The 17139-nt window shown below is 69.5% G+C and carries 15 protein-coding genes and 1 pseudogene; 5 read left to right on the forward strand and 11 right to left on the reverse strand.

From position 1 onward, the window contains the following. Nucleotides 1-19: 19 nt before the first annotated feature. From ACAG26_RS10985 to ACAG26_RS10995, 3 genes are all read left to right on the forward strand, one after another. Nucleotides 20-1420: a sulfatase gene (locus ACAG26_RS10985; RefSeq protein ID WP_370482130.1), complete on the forward strand. Its 1401-nt coding sequence runs from the start codon at nt 20-22 to the stop codon at nt 1418-1420. 9 nt (nt 1421-1429) lie between these two features. After that, entirely contained in the window at nt 1430-2233 is an 804-nt protein-coding gene (locus ACAG26_RS10990; RefSeq protein ID WP_370482047.1) for a Stf0 family sulfotransferase, read from the forward strand. Nucleotides 2234-2315: 82 nt separating this feature from the next. Further along, nucleotides 2316-3200, forward strand: a complete 885-nt coding sequence (locus tag ACAG26_RS10995) for an amidohydrolase family protein (protein WP_370482049.1) — start codon at nt 2316-2318, stop codon at nt 3198-3200. 46 nt (nt 3201-3246) lie between these two features. Here the strand turns inward: ACAG26_RS10995 and ACAG26_RS11000 are convergent, their stop codons facing one another. The 3 genes from ACAG26_RS11000 to ACAG26_RS11010 are packed head-to-tail and all read right to left on the reverse strand — an operon-like array spanning nt 3247 to nt 6229. After that, nucleotides 3247-4512, reverse strand: coding sequence for a sulfotransferase (locus ACAG26_RS11000; RefSeq protein ID WP_370482051.1), 1266 nt, complete (start codon nt 4510-4512; stop codon nt 3247-3249). Next, entirely contained in the window at nt 4509-5591 is a 1083-nt protein-coding gene (locus ACAG26_RS11005) for a DUF1214 domain-containing protein (RefSeq protein WP_370482053.1), read from the reverse strand. The genes ACAG26_RS11000 and ACAG26_RS11005 overlap by 4 nt, the downstream gene beginning before the upstream one ends. Continuing rightward, entirely contained in the window at nt 5588-6229 is a 642-nt protein-coding gene (locus ACAG26_RS11010) for a TetR/AcrR family transcriptional regulator (protein WP_370482055.1), read from the reverse strand. Before ACAG26_RS11010 ends, ACAG26_RS11005 begins: the two co-directional genes overlap by 4 nt. 85 nt (nt 6230-6314) lie before the next feature. Here ACAG26_RS11010 and ACAG26_RS11015 point away from each other — a divergent pair, with 85 nt between their 5' ends. Beyond that, nucleotides 6315-7028: a TetR/AcrR family transcriptional regulator gene (locus ACAG26_RS11015; protein ID WP_370482057.1), complete on the forward strand. Its 714-nt coding sequence runs from the start codon at nt 6315-6317 to the stop codon at nt 7026-7028. Here ACAG26_RS11015 and ACAG26_RS11020 read toward each other — a convergent pair. Genes ACAG26_RS11020 through ACAG26_RS11030 form a run of 3 tightly spaced genes read right to left on the reverse strand, consistent with a single transcriptional unit; the run spans nt 7006 to nt 10629 of the window. Next, nucleotides 7006-8424, reverse strand: coding sequence for an FAD-dependent oxidoreductase (locus tag ACAG26_RS11020; protein WP_370482060.1), 1419 nt, complete (start codon nt 8422-8424; stop codon nt 7006-7008). The two genes, ACAG26_RS11015 and ACAG26_RS11020, sit on opposite strands and share 23 nt — an antisense overlap. Further along, a complete protein-coding gene (locus ACAG26_RS11025; protein ID WP_370482062.1) occupies nt 8424-9440 on the reverse strand; it encodes a diiron oxygenase in 1017 nt (338 codons plus the stop codon). Before ACAG26_RS11025 ends, ACAG26_RS11020 begins: the two co-directional genes overlap by 1 nt. Nucleotides 9441-9489: 49 nt before the next feature. Continuing rightward, nucleotides 9490-10629, reverse strand: a complete 1140-nt coding sequence (locus tag ACAG26_RS11030; RefSeq protein WP_370482065.1) for an acyl-CoA dehydrogenase family protein — start codon at nt 10627-10629, stop codon at nt 9490-9492. 202 nt (nt 10630-10831) lie between these two features. On the opposite strand from ACAG26_RS11030, the gene ACAG26_RS11035 reads away from it, so the two are divergent. Continuing rightward, complete coding sequence (locus ACAG26_RS11035) at nt 10832-12031, forward strand: alpha/beta hydrolase (protein ID WP_370482067.1); 1200 nt, start codon at nt 10832-10834, stop codon at nt 12029-12031. A gap of 180 nt (nt 12032-12211) precedes the next feature. Here the strand turns inward: ACAG26_RS11035 and eccE are convergent, their stop codons facing one another. The 5 genes and pseudogenes from eccE to ACAG26_RS11060 form a co-directional block, all read right to left on the reverse strand. After that, nucleotides 12212-13213 carry a type VII secretion protein EccE gene (gene eccE, locus ACAG26_RS11040; RefSeq protein WP_370482069.1) on the reverse strand — a complete coding sequence of 334 codons (1002 nt, stop codon included), beginning with the start codon at nt 13211-13213 and terminating at the stop codon, nt 12212-12214. After that, the gene (mycP, locus tag ACAG26_RS11045) at nt 13210-14592 is read right to left on the reverse strand and encodes a type VII secretion-associated serine protease mycosin (RefSeq protein WP_370482072.1); all 1383 of its coding nucleotides are present in this window, start codon (nt 14590-14592) and stop codon (nt 13210-13212) included. Before mycP ends, eccE begins: the two co-directional genes overlap by 4 nt. Further along, entirely contained in the window at nt 14589-16004 is a 1416-nt protein-coding gene (eccD, locus tag ACAG26_RS11050) for a type VII secretion integral membrane protein EccD (protein WP_370482132.1), read from the reverse strand. Before eccD ends, mycP begins: the two co-directional genes overlap by 4 nt. Before the next feature lie 42 nt (nt 16005-16046). Next, entirely contained in the window at nt 16047-16907 is an 861-nt protein-coding gene (locus ACAG26_RS11055; RefSeq protein ID WP_370482074.1) for an ESX secretion-associated protein EspG, read from the reverse strand. Nucleotides 16908-17008: 101 nt separating this feature from the next. Beyond that, nucleotides 17009-17139, reverse strand: a pseudogene (locus tag ACAG26_RS11060) (WXG100 family type VII secretion target); the annotation flags it as partial.

The raw sequence follows: 17139 nt of genomic DNA on the forward strand, positions 1-17139 counted from the left end.
AGCTGAGAAGGTGACCGCGATCAGCGAGAACAACCACCCCAACCAAGACCGAGACAATGTGCTGCTGGTGCACTGGCACGACCTGGGCCGCTACCTCGGCGTCTACGGGCACCCGGACGTGCGCAGCCCGCGGCTGGATGCGCTGGCCGCCGAGGGCATCCTGTTCACCCGCGCCCACGCCACCGCGCCGCTGTGCTCACCGGCCCGCGGGTCGTTGTTCACCGGCCGCTACCCGCACAGCAACGGGCTGGTCGGCCTGGCCCACCACGGCTGGGAGTACCGGCCCGGGGTGCGCACGCTGCCGCACATTTTGGCCCAATCCGGCTGGCATTCGGCGCTGTTCGGCATGCAACACGAGACGTCGTTTCCGGCGCGGCTGGGCTTCGACGAATTCGACGTGTCCAACTCCTACTGCGAATACGTGGTGGAGCACACCCAAAACTGGCTGCGCGCGCACGCCGACACGGGGCGACCATTCCTGTTGACCGCGGGCTTTTTTGAAACACACCGGCCCTATCCCGCCGACCGTTATCGCCCCGCCGATTCGGCCGCCGTGGATGTGCCCGACTACCTGCCCGACACCGACGAGGTGCGCCAAGACCTCGCCGAGTTCTACGGGTCGATCACCACCGCCGACGCGGCGGTGGGCGAGCTGCTGGACACGTTGGCCGAAACCGGTTTGGACGCCACCACCTGGGTGGTGTTCGTCACCGACCACGGGCCGGCGTTCCCGCGGGCGAAATCCACGCTGTACGACGCCGGTACCGGCGTCGCGCTGATCATCCGGCCACCCACCCGGCACGCGATCGCACCCCGGGTGTATGACGACCTGTTCAGCGGGGTCGATCTGTTGCCGACGCTGCTGGATTTCCTCGGCGTCGCCAAACCCGCCGAGATCGAGGGCCTCTCGCATGCGGGCGACCTGCTGGCACCCGAGCCGGGCACCGCGCCGGTGCGCGATCACGTGTACACCGCCAAGACGTATCACGACTCGTTCGACCCGATTCGCGCGATCCGCACCAAGGACTACAGCTATATCGAGAACTACGCGCGGCGCCCGTTGCTGGACCTGCCGTGGGATATCGAGGAAAGCCCGTCGGGGCAGGTGGTGGCGCCGTCGGTGGCGTCACCGCGGCCGCAGCGTGAACTCTACGACCTGCGCACCGACCCCACCGAGTCCAAAAACCTGCTCGACGGCGACACGGCCGACGTCGACCACGCCGCCGCCGTCGCCGACGATCTGGCGGTGCAGCTCAACGAGTGGCGCCAGCGCACCGGCGACGTCATCCCGTCGGAGTTCGCCGGCACCCGGATCTCGGAACGCTACACCGAGACGTATCTGCAGATCCATCACAAGACACCGACCAGCCGCTCGGCTATCGCCGCCGACCGCGGCATCGAAGACGAAGTCCAACAGTAGGTTTCCGTGATGTCCGCTACCCCGTCGTCGTATCTGGTGTTGGCCACCCAGCGCAGCGGCAGCACCCTGCTGGTGGAATCGTTGCGCGCCACCGGAAGTGCGGGCGAGCCGCAGGAGTTCTTTCAGTATCTGCCCACCACCGGGATGGCGCCGCAACCGCGGGAATGGTTCGCCGGGGTGACCGACGAGTCGATTCTGCGGCTGCTCGACCCGCTGGAGCCCGGGGTGCCCGACACCGCCACCCCGGTCGCCTGGCGCGAACACATCCGCAGTTCCGGCCGCACCCCCAACGGCATCTGGGGCGGAAAGCTGATGTGGAACCAGACCGAGCTGCTGCAACAGCGGGCGGCGGGGCTGCCGGACCGCACCGGTGACGGGCTGCGTGCGGCGATCCGCGACGTGATCGGCAGCGAACCGGTGTACGTGCACGTCTACCGGCCCGACGTGGTGTCCCAGGCGGTGTCGTTTTGGCGGGCCGTGCAAACCCAGGTGTGGCGGGGACGCCCGGACCCCGAACGGGATTCGCAGGCCCAGTACCACGCCGACGCCATCGCCCACATCGTGCAGAATCTGCGCGATCAGGAGCTGGGCTGGCGCAACTGGTTCGCCGCGGAGAACATCACCCCGATCGACATCGCCTACCCGGTGCTGTGGCGCAACCTGACCTCGTTCGTGGCCCAGGTGCTCGAAGCGCTGGGCCTCGATCCCGGATTGGCTCCCGAGCCGGTGCTGGAACGCCAGGCTAATCGGCGCTCCGACGAGTGGGTGGACCGTTACCGCGCCGAGGCCGAACAGCACGGGCTGCCGGTATGACAGCACCCGGTGATTGTGCGGTTTCATACGCGACACCCCGCACACGGCGTATCGATCCGCACAGTCGCGGACGGAGAGCGGGATGACCGCCGCCGAGGCCGACGGGGTCCGGCGGATCTGGTCGCAGCTGGGCCTGCCCGGAATCGTCGACGTACACACCCATTTCATGCCGAAGTCGGTGATGGACAAGGTGTGGAACTATTTCGACTCCAACGGTCCGCTGATCGGGCGGTCCTGGCCGATCGCCTACCGGACCGACGAGATCGCGCGCATCGAGACGCTGCGCGCGTTCGGGGTGCGGGGGTTCACCTCGCTGGTGTACCCGCACAAGCCGCAGATGGCGGCGTGGCTGAACCAGTGGGCCGCCGAGTTCGCCCGCACCACCCCGGATTGCCTGGCCACCGCGACGTTTTACCCCGAGCCGGACGCCGGATCCTACGTCGCGGCGGCCATCGACGGCGGCACCCGGGTGTTCAAGGCGCACCTGCAGGTGGGCCGCTTCGACCCGAACGATCCGCTGCTGGACCCGGTGTGGGGCGTCATCGAGGACGCCGGCGTGCCGGTCGTCATCCATTGCGGCTCCGGCCCGGTGCCCGGCGAGCACACCGGACCCGAACCGGTCCGTCAGCTGCTGCACCGATTTCCCCGGCTGCCGTTGATCGTCGCGCACATGGGCATGCCGGAATACACCGAGTTCCTCGACATCTGCGCGTCCGCCGCCCAGGTGCGGCTGGACACCACCATGGCCTTCACGGCGTTCTCCGAGGAGACCATGCCGTTTCCGCCCGACCAGCACCGCCGGTTGCGGGATCTCGGTGACCGCATCCTGTTCGGCAGCGACTTTCCCAACATCCCCTACGGGTACCGCCATGCGCTGACCGCGATCACCGAGTTGCCCGGTATCGACGACGACTGGTTGCGCGGCGTGTTCCACGACAACGCCGCGCGGCTGTTCGGGCTGGACTAGCTCGGCGCGCCGGTGGCCGCCCAGGCCTGCACGGTGTTCGGCGGGTTCATGCGTCCTCCGGGGCATCGGCGACGAATCGGGTGCGGTAGCCGCGCAGCCGGGTCGCGACCGTGTCGGGGTCCAGTCCCAGATCGGCCGGCTGGTACAGCACACCGCCGTGGCGGCCCCGGGGATGCTCGGTGCGGAAGGCGGTCATCGCCTGGCGGGCACGGGTATCGAAAGGTTGGCCGGCCAGCTCGTAGATGCGCGCGACGGTGGCTTCCTCATCGGCCATGAAGTCGTCGAACCGTACGTCGATGGACTGGTCGGCGGGCAGCACGTCGCGGTCCCGCAGGCAGCCGGTGAGCAGGTCGTCGGCGCGGTCCAGCCAATACTGCGAGATCGTGACCGGGTCCGGCCGGGCGCGAGCCATCCGGGCCGCGTAGCTGATCATGGTGGCCATCGACTGGGTCACCTCGACCGGATCCCGGTGGGTGACAACAAAGGTGGCGTCCGGGAAGGTGGCCAGCAGGGTGGGGAACTGTTCGAGATGCTGCGGCGACTTGAGCACCCAGCGGGTGCCGCCGCGCAACCATTGCAACGCCTGTAGGGTCCGTTTCAGGTAGGCGTAGGACGCGGCCTGATCGTGCGCCTTGTAGTGGGCGGCGAACGTCGGTAGGTAGTAGGTGGTTTCGAACAGCATGCCGGAGATATCGTTGGCCAGCAGCTGGATCTCTTCGTGCGCATGGTCGACGGTCATGTCGTGCATGCGCTTGAACTCCGGCATCGAGGTATGAACCAGCTCCAGACCGGTGGCGCACCGGTCCCGCCGGGCCTGCGGATCGGGCTCCCCCGGGGTGGCGATCGGCTCCAGGCTCTCCCAGTACGGCAGGTACCGAATCGCTGGGTCCGCGGCGATGAGGTTGTGCAGATGGGTGGTCCCGGTGCGAGGCAGCCCGCAGATGATGATGGGCCGCTGCACCGCAACGTCTTCGATCTCCGGATTCCGGGTGATCAACTCCTCCAACCGAAGCCGATTGACCAGGTTTGCCACCAGCTGCTCGAACACGATCGCGGTGCCGGCATCGGACAGACCGGCCTCGGCGCGCAGCGCGGCGCACAGCACGTCGAGCCGTTCCCGGAACGCGTCGTCGCCCCAGCGGTCCAGGCCGGTGCGTTCGACCGCGGCGGCCAGCAACGCCGCCGGGGTCAGCTCCAGGGTGGCGCCGTAGCCGGCCAACGCCTCGCGCATCGGCGCCGCGGCGGCCGGAAACACCGGTGCGGCAAGGTCATCGAGCCGGACCGGTGCCGGACGGGCAGTGGTGCTGCTCACCGGGCCAGCTCCGCCACGTCCACCACGCGGCAGCGGGGGCGTTGCGGGGTGGCCTCGGGCAAAAACCAGCGCAGCCAGACCAGCCCGGTGGACCGGCCCGCCGTCGACACCCAGTTGGGGTGGCCGGGATCGGTGTCGCTGACCACGATCTGCCACGAGCCGTCCGGTTCGTAGCTGACCTGCGCGCCGTTGATCGTGACCCGTTCCCGGGTGTAGTCGTAGGTGTGCAGGAACGGGTTCCACAGACACAGGTTCCAGAACACGCACGGCGGCGAGCTGCCCTCGATGATCAGCGCCTGCTGCGGTTCCAGCCGATAGGAGCCCATCGCATAGGCCGCGTCGCCGGCCGCCCACCCGACGGTGCGCTCGGGCACCGGGTAGGGTTCCTGGATTTCGTTGGGCGGCTCGAGGCGGATCGGCACCATCGCGCACTGTTCCCGCACCCAGGTCCGCGCCGCCCGCAGGCGCCGGGACAGATCCGCGCGGCTGTCCTGGCGCCGGGTCGGCGGGTCGAGCGCTTCGATCGTCCACTGGGTGCGTCGATCCGACTCGGGGGAGGTCAGGTAGTCGCGGGTGAGGATGAACACGGCGTCGGGTTCCAGCTTGAGCCACCCGCCCGGCTGGGGGCTGGCGCTGATGGTGAACGCGAAGTTGCCGTCGTCGTCGAACTCGAGGTCGCGGTCGTTGATCGTCGCGATGATCCGGTCGCTGTAGCGCCCGTCGTCGGGTCCGCCGTAGACGGTCATCGACAAATAGACGGCGTCACCGCGGTTACCGGTGACCTGATAGCTGCGCTGCGGGTCGATGGGAGCCAGTTGGTAGAAGGCGTCGGAGTTGTCCCCGCCCCACTTCAGGTAGGGGCCGATCACGTCGACCAGGATCGGTTTGTCGGCCTCGCCCCACACGTAGGCGTCGACGGCCACCCGCAGCAGGCTAAACGCCAGCCGGTAGCCGTCGAGCAGGTCGGCCTCATCGAGCGGAGGGTCGGCGCCCAGCAGCCGCTGCTCGACCGCACGAACCTCGTCGAGCAAGTCGCCGAAGGCGCGCGACAGGTCGGAATCCGTTGGGGTGTCGGTCATCGCGGTTCCTTCTTTCTTACCGAGGCTCCCCGCAGCAGCAGCCAGCAGAGCCGGTCGACCGCATCGTCGATGCCGTCGTGTTCCAGGACGTGGGCGATGTAGAAGGTGGTGCCCACCAACATGTCGTAGGTCATCTCGATGTCGAGTTCCGGGTGCACCGCACCTTGGGCAATGCCATCGCGAATCAACGTCCCGAACGCGGTGCGGGTCTGTTGATCGAGCAGCTGCTGGGTGCGGATATACAGCTGCGGGTCACGGTGCCGGTCGGCCAGGATGCCCAGCGTCGCGGCGGCCACCACCGGTTGGCGCCAGAATTCGAAGACCCCGCGCACAAACCGGCGCAGGTCGGTGTCGAATTTCCCCGAGCTGTCCAGCACGTCGCCGACGTCGGCGGCGTCGAAGACCGCGTCGAACACCAGGTGGGTTTTCGACGGCCAGCGCCGATACACGGTGGGGCGGCTCACGTTTGCCTCCCGCGCGACCGCCTCGATCGACACCTGGTCGTAGCCGTCCCGGACCAGCAGTCGACGGGCCGCCGCCACGATGGCCCGGTCGGTGCGCGGATCCCGCGGGCGTCCCCGGACCGACTCGCTCGGGTCCGGGGACACCGACTCGTTCGCCGCAGCGTCGCCAGCCATGCGCTAAACCATTACATGTCGTAACGTAAATGGTCAATGGCTGGTTTCGCGGGGCCGAGCTTTGCGCGCCGGTAGGGTGGGCACCATGGCGTTTGCTGCGGGCCCCGTTGCGGCAAGTGGCTACGAGGCGCGCTGGGAACAGCACAACGTCGAGCGGCGTGCGCAGATTCTGCGGGCCGCGGTGGAGCTCATCGAAGAGAGCCCGGCCGGTGGCGCCGTGTCGGTGTTGAGCATCGCCAAACGCGCTGGCGTCGCGAAATCGGTGGTGTACCGGCAGTTCAGCAGCAAGGAAGAGCTGGAGTGCCGGGTGCGCTCCTACGTGTTCGACGAGTTCGCCGCGGTGCTGGACACCAAACTCGATGTGACCAACGGTTCGTTGCGCGAGATTTTGACCCGCACCGTCGAGGCGGTCGCCGACTGGATGATCGACCATCCCCGACTCGACGAATTCGCCCGCCGCGGCCCGACTTTCGAGGGGGACGGCTCGTTGGACGCGGTGGGCGAGCTGAAGCTGCGGATGACACGGCAGGCCGAGGACATCATCGCCGAGATTGCGGCGACGATCGGCGTCGACGACGCCGCGTTCACCTCGGTGCCGTTCGCGGTGGTGACCATGGTCGAGGCCACCTTGTCGGCCTGGCGGCGCGGGGCCGCACCCACCCGGTCCCGGGAGGAAATGATCGCGCACCTGGCCGACTTCGCCTGGTACGTGTTGGACGGGGCGGCCCGCTCGGCCGGGCTCGAGGTCAGCCGGGACGACCCGCTGATGGCGGTGATCACCGCACTGACAAACCGCTGAGCTGCAATAGTCCGGCGTTGTAGTCGGCGACCAGGCTGCGGACGGTTTCCTGGGCGCAGGATTTGTTGGTCCCGATAAACCCGGTCGGGCCCCGTTTGATCCAGCCGGTGACGTACACCCCCGCGTGCACCCGGCCGGCGTCGTGGGGCACCGTGGCGGTGGCGTCATCGAAGGGCAGCCCGGGCACCGGTTGGCCCCGGTAGCCGATCGATGTGAGCACCAGACCCGCCTCGATAAGGCGGTGCTCCGCCGTGGCAGTCACCCGGGTCGACCCGTCGCTGACCTCGTTGCGGACGAACCGCACCCCGCGCACGGCGTCGTCGCCCACCACCTCGGTGGGCGACAGCCGGTAGTCGAGCACGATGCGCCGGTCACCGATGGAGCTGCCGCGCAACAGTGCCGCGCGGGGATCGGTGTCCGGGAGATCGTGGTCGGCGACGACGGCCACGCCCGGCGTCGCGCACAGCCCGGCCAGCTCGGGGACGGTGAACGCCGACTGCGCCGGCCCGCGCCGGCCGACGACCACGACCTCCTCAATATTGCTGCGGCGCAGCGCTTCCAGCGCGTGCGGTGCGATAGCGCTGTCGGCTAGCAACGCCGGGTCCATGGTCAGGATCCTCGCGACGTCCAAGGCGACGTTGCCGTTGCCGATGATCACCGCGCGGGGATGCGACAGGTCGAAGGACCGCGCGGCGAAGTCCGGATGCCCGTTGTACCAGGCGACGAACTCCGTCGCCGAGGCGACGCCGGGCAGCTGGATGCCCGGAATGTCGAGCCGACGGTCCGCGGCCGCCCCGACCGCGTAGATGACGGCGTGGTGCTCCGCGCGCAGCTCGTCGTGGCCGATCTGGGTGCCGACCTCGGCGCCGAGCACCAGCTCCACCCGCGGGTCGGCGCGGATGCGGTCGAAGTGGTCGACCACGCCCCGGGTGCGGCGGTGATCGGGCGCCACCCCGAAGCGCGCCAATCCGTACGGCCGGCTCAGCCGTTCATAAATCCATACCCGCGCACCGGGAATGGTGAGCAGCTCGTCGGCGGCGTACATCGCGGCGGGCCCCGATCCCACGATCGCGACCCGCAACTCGCCGTCGTCGCGCACCGCCAGCGGCGGCACGACGGGCGCGAGAATGGGCCGCGGCCGCGGGGTCGCGTAGAAGTCGGCGTTGAGGGCGACGAACACGTTCTCGTGCGCGGCGAGCTTGCTGTCGTGCTTGATGGCGTCGACCGGGCACGCCGACACACATGCACCGCAGTCGACGCACGCGGCCGGGTCGACGTAGAGCATCTCCGCGGTACCGAAGTCCGGCTCGTCGGGGGTGGGGTGAATGCAGTTGACCGGGCAGGCGTAGACGCAAGACGCGTCGCCGCAGCAGGACTGCGTGATGACGTGCGGCATCAGCAGATCACGCGCGCGGATCGATCCGGGGCGCTGCGGTAACGCGCCGGCTCGCCAGCGATGCCGCACCGCTTCCACACCCAGCGGCCCACCCGGTTCATCAACCCGAGTTCCTCGGTCAGCGCGCGCATCTCACCGAAGTAGCCGGACAGGATCTTGCGCGACTGCGGGCCGCGCCAGAACGCCTCCTTGATCACCGCGTCGGGGATGTCGAACCGCGCGGCGAACGATTTCGGCGGTGCCATGATTTCGTGCGCCAGCCACCGCAGCGCCAGCGGAAACGCCACGCTGCCAAACGCCCGCATCCGCCACGACCGCCGCGGCATGTGGACCCTGAGGAATTCGTTGGCCCACGAGATGTGCCGCGCCTCTTCGGCGATGTGGATCTGCATCGTCCGCAACACCGCCGGCGGGATGTTGGCCCCTTCGCGGATCAGCGCCTTCTGGAAGTGGTCGATCGGCTCCTCCCCGGCCAGGATCCCGGCCATAAACGCGGTCGGCGAGTACTGGCCGACCAGGCCGATATACGGGGAGAGCCGACGGAACAACGGCCGCATCCCCGGAACGTCGGCCCCCGACCGGTTCACCAACTCCTGGAACATCTGGATGTGGTTGCACTCTTCGGTCATCTCGTGCAGCGCGTACCGGAACTCCGGGGAGTTGTTGGGCAACTTCATGATGAACGCCATCAGCCCACGGATCAGGATGCTCTCGAACGCCGCCCCCACCTTGACCGTGTTCAACGTCCGCCATTTACCGATCTCGATCTGCCGGTCCAGCGGCTGGTGCTGGTACCACCAAGTGGCGCCCAGCGGATCGACCTCCGGGGACAGCACCCAGCGCGGATCGTCGGGGTCAAGCGCCATCTCCGGGGCATCCCAGGCGATGTCCAGATAGGGATCGAACCGCCGCCGCACTGACCCCTCCGACAGCACGGCCAACAGATCGTCGTAGTCCGCGCCGAGTTCCCCGCTGCTAACCGACCCCGGCGTCTTCCGACTGGTTGCTGACGTCATGGGCCTCAATTTACCGGGACCATGCGTCCCAGTAAATAGCACCCGGCGGTTACAGGGTGCGGGCGATGATTTCCTTCATGATCTCGTTGGTGCCGGCGTAGATCTTCTGCACCCGCTGGTCGGTCCACATCCGCGCGATCGGGTATTCGACCATGTAGCCGTAGCCCCCGAACAGCTGCAGACACTCGTCGGCGGCGACCATCGCCCGCTCGGTGGTCCACCACTTCGCCATCGCGACCGTCGGGATGTCGAGTTCGCCGCGGATATGCCGGGCGATGCAGTCGTCGATGAAGACCCGACCGATCTTGGCCTCGGTGGCGATCTCGGCGAGTTTGAACTTGGTGTTCTGGAACGCGAAGATCGGCTTGCCGAAGGCCTGGCGTTCCTTGGTGTAGCGCAGGGTGTGTTCCAGGGCGACCTCCATGCCCGCCACCGATGCCAGCGCAATGATCAACCGCTCCTGCGGCAGCTGCTGCATGAGTTGGATGAAACCCTGCCCTTCGCTGTCACCGAGCAGGTTCGACACCGGGATGCGGACGTCTTCGAAGAACAGCTCGGAGGTGTCTTGGCCCTTCTGGCCCACCTTCTCCAGCACCCGGCCGCGCCGGAAACCCGCGCGGTCGGCCTCCACCAGCACCAGCGAGATCCCGCCGGCGCCCGCGGAGGCGTCGGTCTTGGCCACCACAATGATCAGGTCGGCCTGCTGCCCGTTGGTGATGAAGGTTTTCGAGCCGTTGACGACGTACTCGTCGCCCTCGCGGACGGCCTTGGTCTTCACGTTCTGCAGGTCGGATCCGGTGCCGGGTTCGGTCATCGCGATGGCGCCCACCACTTCACCACTGGCCATCTTCGGCAGCCACTGCCGTTTTTGCTCTTCGCTGCCGTAGGTCAGCAGATAGTGCGCCACGATGCCGTTGTGCAGCGTGACCCCCCACGACGTATCGCCGCAGCGGGCCTGTTCCTCGATGAGCACCGCCTCGTGTGCAAAGGTGCCGCCACCGCCGCCGTATTCCTCGGGGATCGACAGGCACAACAGGCCCAGCTCGCCGGCCTTGGTCCACAGGTCGCGGTCGACGTGGTGTTGCTCGATGAACTTGTCGATGTTGGGGGCCAGTTCCTTGTCGATGAAGGCGCGGGCAAGGTCGCGCAGGGCCGCCAGGTCGTCGTCCATCCATGCTGAATCGGGCATTTACGGGCCTTTCTGCTGCCATTTGGCCGAACTTGCACCAACCGGTCGGTCGGCGCCTTGGGTCCGCAATTTACCGGGACCGGCGGTCGCAGTAAATAGCGTGGTGATGGAGCCCGGTGGATCGCCGTGCACCGCGAAGCGCCGCGCCGCCGGCGTGACCCCGGTTACGGTGGGTTCACCTCTACCGAGAAAGGCCGCGACAATGCCGTCCGACGCCTCCGTAGTCGAACCACCGATTCCGGTCCCCGACGTTCCCGGCGCCGAGGCGGGCGCCGAGGGCCTGCCCCCGCGATCGGCGTTGTCGGCCGGTCAACGCGTGATCGTCGATGCGTCGGCCGTCGCCGACCTGGGGTTGCGCACCGCGATCGCCTCGCTGGTCGGGGTGGCGATGGTGCCCCCGGTGCTGGCCGCCGCGGTGCGCCGCGACGAGTCCCGCGCGGAGCGGGCAAGTCTGGGCTTCTACGCCGAGTTGGCCGCCGACCAGGATGCGACGCAGTCGTTTCCGGCACCGACCGCGCCGCCGCGGGTGTCGTCGCGGCCGGCCAATCCGGTGGCCGAGTGGATCGCTCACGGCAACGTCAGCAATATCGCGTTCACCAGCAGCTTCGAGGCGGTCAACCCGGCGATGCGCGAGAGGTGGCGCACGTTGTCGCGCAACAACATCGTGCGCGCCCAGCATTGGCGGCACGACGACGGGCCGCGGCCGACGTTGTGCGTCATCCACGGCTTCCTGGGCTCGCCGTACCTGTTCAACGGCCTGTTTTTCTCGCTGCCCGCGTTTTACCGGTCCGGGTACGACGTGTTGCTCTACACCTTGCCGTTTCACGGCCGCCGCGCGGAAAAGTGTTCGCCGTTCAGCGGTTACGGATACTTCTCGCTGGGCATGTCCGGGTTTGCCGAGGCGATGGCGCAGGCCGTGCACGACTTCCGGTCGGTGGTCGACTATCTGCGCTATACCGGTGTCGAGCGGATCGCGTTGACCGGGATGTCGCTGGGCGGCTACACCGCGGCGCTGCTGGCGGCCATGGAGGACCGCCTGGAGGCGGTGATCCCCAACGTGCCGGTGGTGTCGGTGGAATCAGAGGTCGACGACTGGTTCCCCGCCAATAAACTGTTCGCCCTGGGGCATTGGCTCGGCCGGATCAGCCGCGAGGAGTTTGCGGCCGCCTCGGCGTATCACTCCCCACTGAACTACGCGCCGGTGATCGCCAAGGAGCGCCGGCTGATCATCACCGGCCTGGGTGACCGGTTGGCGCCGCCCGAGCAGGCCGAAATGCTGTGGGAGCATTGGGACCGCTGCGCGTTGCACTGGTTTCCGGGCAACCATATTCTGCACGTCAGCCAGCCGGAGTATCTGCGCCGCACCCTCCGCTTCCTGCGCCCGTTCATGGGCGTCGAGTGACCGCGAGCGTGCGCAGAATGCCAGTCCCGAGCGGGTTTTGGCGTACAACTGCGCACGCTCGCCGGAAATGGGCAATTCCTGGCCAGACCGGTGTTGATTTTGCGTGTAGGGTCGTGGATCCGTGAAATCCACGACCCTACACGCAAAATCAACGGCGAGGTGGGGCAGAAGCCTGAAGCCTTACACCGCGGCGTGGCGGGCCCGCGTCGGCACCCGCATCACCGCACTGCGCCACTGCAGCTGCGACAGCAGGCCGGCCGGCATCGGGGCGTGGCCGTCGAGCCGGCGCACCGACAGCGGGTGCAGCGCCCGCAGCGCCGCGCGCTGATTACCGCGCTGCGGGGTCAGACCGGCCAGCGGCGGCGCACCGCCGGGCTCCGCCTCGGTGTGGAACGCGCACGCCGCGGCCACCGTGGGACCGGCCGCGGTCTCCGCGATTTCGACCGCGGTCCAGGTCTCCCGCGCCGGATGCGCCCAGATCGCCGCCAAGGTGTCCGGCAGGCCGGCGTCCGGGCTGAGCCGGTAGGCCGCCACGTAGCCGGTGGTGCCTTCCCACACGGCGTGCCAGGTTTCCCGGGCGCTCGGGGCGAACAGCTCCGGAACGTCCTCGGCGTCGGCGCCGGTGACCTCCCAGCCACTTTCCCGCAAATGGTCGCCGAGCCGGCGCACCGCCACCTCGGCGGTCTCATACAACGGGATCCGCGACGAGCGGGCTTGCAGCGCCGCCAGGTTCCCCGCCGCCGACAGGGTCAGCCCAACCCAGGTCTCCCGCTGCGGCGCACTGCCGCCAGACGCGGTGTCGCGGCTGGTGACCCGGACCGCGTCGGCCCGGATCCCGTACCGGTTCAGGTATCGCGCGATCAGCGGCAGCGGCAGCACGTCGACGTCATCGAGCGGCGGGGTGACCCGCAGCACCGCGGTGGCCCGCACATCGGTGCCGGTCGACGGTTCGGACCGGGCACCGCGGCGGCCCATCAGCATCGCCGCCCGGCGGCGCACGATGCTGGTCAGGTGCAGCCCGCGCCACCAGGCCAGCAGCAGCAGCGCCACGCCGATGCCGACGCCGAGCACCCAGCGGTCTCGGGTCGACTGCCACGGGTAGGCCATCGCCGCGGGCACCACGGCCAAGGCGACCAGGGTGATCCGGGCGGGACCCGGCCAGGCAATGTTGGGTCGGCTCACGAGGTGGGTTCCTTTCGTCGGCGCGCGGCGATCACGGCCGCGGCCCCTACGGCCAGTGCCAGCGCCGCGGTGCCGGCATAGGCCACGATCCGCGGCGTGGGGTCCTGCACGGGCGGGGGCGGCGGCGGGTCCAGCTGCCGTGCCGGCGCGGTGTCGTGGGTGGCGGCGGGCAGCTCCCAGGTCAGCGCGGCGACCGGGTCGACGGTGCCGGCTCCGACCAGGGTGGAGGGCCGGTGCGCCGCGTTGTGCGCGGTGCGGGTCAGGCGGTCCACCACCTGGGTCGCGCTCAGCCCCGGGTACTTACTGCGCACCAGCGTCGCGACCCCGGCCACATAGCCGGTCGCGTAACCGGTTCCGCTGAGCGGTACCAGCTTTCGCTTGTCGCCTGGCAGCGCGTTGGCCAGCCCGCCGTCGTCGCGGTTGCTCACCGAGACGACGTTCTCGCCGGGCGCGGCGATACCGACCCAGGGCCCGGCCATGGTGAACGGCGACGGATGGCCCGCGGCCCCCAGCGACGCCACCGACAGCACGTAGGGCTGCCACCAGGACGGCACCGACACCGAGGTGACTCCGGCCCAGTTGTGCGGGTCGTCCGGACGGCTCAGGTCGGCCGGGGGGTTGGAGTCGCAGGCGGTGCCAGCACCGGCCGCCCCGGCGCGGCCCACGTCACCGGCCGCGGCCACGATCACCGCGTCCTTGTCCACCGCCGCATAGCGCAGCGCGGCGCCCAGCGCGGTCTGGTCGACGGGGCGGTCGGTGGGCAGGCAGGTCACGGTCGGAATGGTGATCACCCGGGCACCCATGTCGGCGGCGTGCACAATCGCCCGGCTCAAAGCGTCCAGGTCGACGGCCGCCCGGGCCAGCGCCGGGTCCTCCCCGCCGCCGCCCTTCGGCGACAGTGTCGCCGAGGTCACCCGCATCGACAGCAGTCGCGCCGCCGGCGCCACTCCGCTGAACCCGTCGTCGCCGGGCTGCCCGGCGACGATCCCGGCGATCAGGGTGCCGTGCCCGTCGCAGTCGGTGAGCCCGTCGGTCGTGGCCAGGTAGTCACCGCCGGCGTCGACGGCCGGCAGCCGGGGGCCCGGCCGCACCCCGGTGTCCAGGATCGCCACGGTCTGGCCTTCGCCGCGGGAGAACTGAAACGCCGCAGGAAGATTCATCAGTTGCTGGGCGGCGGTGGCCGTCCCGGGTTGGGTGCCGGGCAGCACCGCGGAGGCGACGCAGTCGCCGCGTTGATCCATCGGCGCCACCGGCCCCGGGGCGCCGTCCGGCGGTGGCACCGCCTGGTCGACCTGCGGCGGGCTGATCGCCAGCGCCGGCGCGCTGGCCAGCAGTGCGGTCACACCGACTGCCAGCCAAGCTAATACGGCACGTTTCATCGATTGAGCACCAAGCTGAACAGGCCAACCAGGTAGGCCATCACCGGGATCAGCGAGGCGTCCAGGGTGGACGCCAGGAAACCCACCAGCCGGCGCATCGGCAGCGAGTAGCTGTCCGGTGAGGCGATCGTGGGGTTCAGCGCGGCCACCGCCCACACCAGCACCAGCACCGCCAGCACCAGCAGCGCGGCGCCGGCAGCGAGGTACCGTCCGGTCGCGGCGTAGCAGACCAGCAGCACCGCCGCGGCCAGGAACGGTTGGGCCAACAGCCACGCCTTGCAGGCGGCCGAATCCCACACCCGGGCACGCAGAATGGACGCCAGACCGACGGCGCCGACCAGATACCAGCCGACGACGGCGACCGTCTCGGGCCGCGCCGCGACCGCCACCGTGCCCAGCACGCTCAGCAGCACCCCGCCGGCGATGAAGCCGTTTTGGTGGGCGTCGGACAGCCGGACCCGGCGCGGCAGATCCTCCAGCACCCGCACCGACGGGGCCGACGGGGTCGGGTCGCCGGGGGCCGGGATCACCGGCAACGGGAACCGGGCCCACAGCGCCGACAGTTGCGCGGCGGAGATGGTGATCAGCAGTGCCGCGGCCAGCAGCCCGCAACCCAGGCTGAGGTACGACAGGTGCCACAGGGTGGCCGCCCCGGCGGCCAGCAGCACCCCGCCCCCGACCACCATGGTGGCGGTGAAGAATGCGACGGCGCGGTTGTCCTCGCGGTCCGGCAGGATCATGCTGACCAGCGACCACGCGGTCACCCCGGCGGCGCCGAGCATCACGTTGGCGGGCCCGAAATTGCCGGGCACCACCAGGGCCAGCGCGGCGGCGACCGGAGCCAGCGCCGCGATCGACAGCGCCACCGCGGTCCGCGGGGAGCGGGCGCGACTGACCAGGCTGGCCAGCACGGCCAGCACGGCGATCGCGGCGACCGCGACCAGACCGACCGGGCCGCCGCTGACCGCCCGGTGGGTGACCGCCAGCCCGGTGCCGGCCAGCAGGCAGCCGATCACCGCGGCCAGCGCGCCGCGCTGGATGTGGGCGGCGCCCCACGGCTTGAGCCGGGACGCCGAGAAGATGACGGCGGCGTCGGCGATGTCTTCGACGATGCCGGGAGCGGCCGGGCCGACCGGGACCGGCCGCAGCGCCAGCAGGTCGCCGTCGACGACGCCGACGGTGTCCAGGCTGGCGTCCAGGCTGAACGGGGCACCGCCGATCGGTCCGAGGCTCAACCGGGCGGCGCCGACCGGGTCGCTGCCGGGCTCGGCCTCGTCGGTGTCGGGCGCGACCAAACGCTGCACCGCGGGCAGGATTTCGCGGAGCGGCAGCTCCGCGGGCAGCGCGATTTCGCTCAGCCGGCTTTCCGCGAGTATGGCGACGCGGACGATGGGCATGACGGCGCCGGACATCACCGGGGCTTCAGACATGAGTGCTCTCTTCTTGTTTCTGTGCTAGGACCGCTGGGTGGTGAAATCTCGGGCCAGCCGTTGGCCGGGGAACCAGTGGCCGCCCGGCAGGTCGGCGGTCAACTGGTCGATCGCGGTGGCGATCGCGAACTCGGTGCCGGGGCTGAAGGTGGAGATCCACTCGCCGTCGAAGGCCCGCGACGGGCTGACCAGGATCCGGCCCGCCGTGGTGTCGACGATGCTCATCCCGACTTCGGTGGTGGTGTGCTGACCGTCGTGGTCGCAGCCCGCGACAACCTCGACGTAGCTGCGCGGGCCGGTGAACACCGATTCCACCACTGCCCGCGCCGAGGATGGGATGCCCAGGTATTCCAGAACTTCGGCTAGCGGGGCACCCGCGCGTAGCCGTTCGTCGGCCCGGACTCCAACCCGGGCCGGCAAGGTGAACTCGCTGAAGTGGGCGGGCGCCCGGTGGGCCAGGCCCGCGGCGAGCACCGGGACCAGCGCGCGCGGGTCGTCGATCTCCATCGCGGTGAACGTGACCAGTTGGGCGTTGCGCAGCGCCACCACGGTGCTGCGGCCGCGCCGCGCCACGATGCCGCGCAGCAGGTCGCTGGACTCCCCGGACGCGCCGGGTCCCACGTAGCGCAGGTCCAGCCAGCGCTCCGGGAAGCACACCACCCGAATCCAGTCGGCCACGGCCGGGTTGACGACGCCGTCCGGCGACATCACCCCCATCCGGGTCAGCTCGGCGGTCTGCTCTTCGACGAACGCGGCGCGCTGCGCGGTGTCGGTGTAGGGCATGGTGATCGCCAGCACCCACGGAAACATCCCGGCCCCAATGGTTTCCGCGATGAACCAGGCTTGCTCGACGGTCAGTTCCGCAGCGTTAGGTTCACGACCCATCGGGACGCTCCCCGGCTGCGGCGCCGAGATCGACGCCAGCGCGAGGGTCTGTCGACTTTCCTCGCGCCAGCGTCGATCTCGATGAACTACAGGTCACGGCATTAGCCCCATTTGGCGGCTTCGGCGTTATCGCGAGCCAGCATGGCCAACGTGTTGGACTCATGCGTACCGGCCATCGCCGCATACGCACGCACCAACTCCTCCATCGCCTGGTTCCACTGCGCCTGCCACG

This window comes from Mycobacterium sp. pUA109 (assembly GCF_041287095.1).
Lineage (GTDB): Bacteria > Actinomycetota > Actinomycetes > Mycobacteriales > Mycobacteriaceae > Mycobacterium.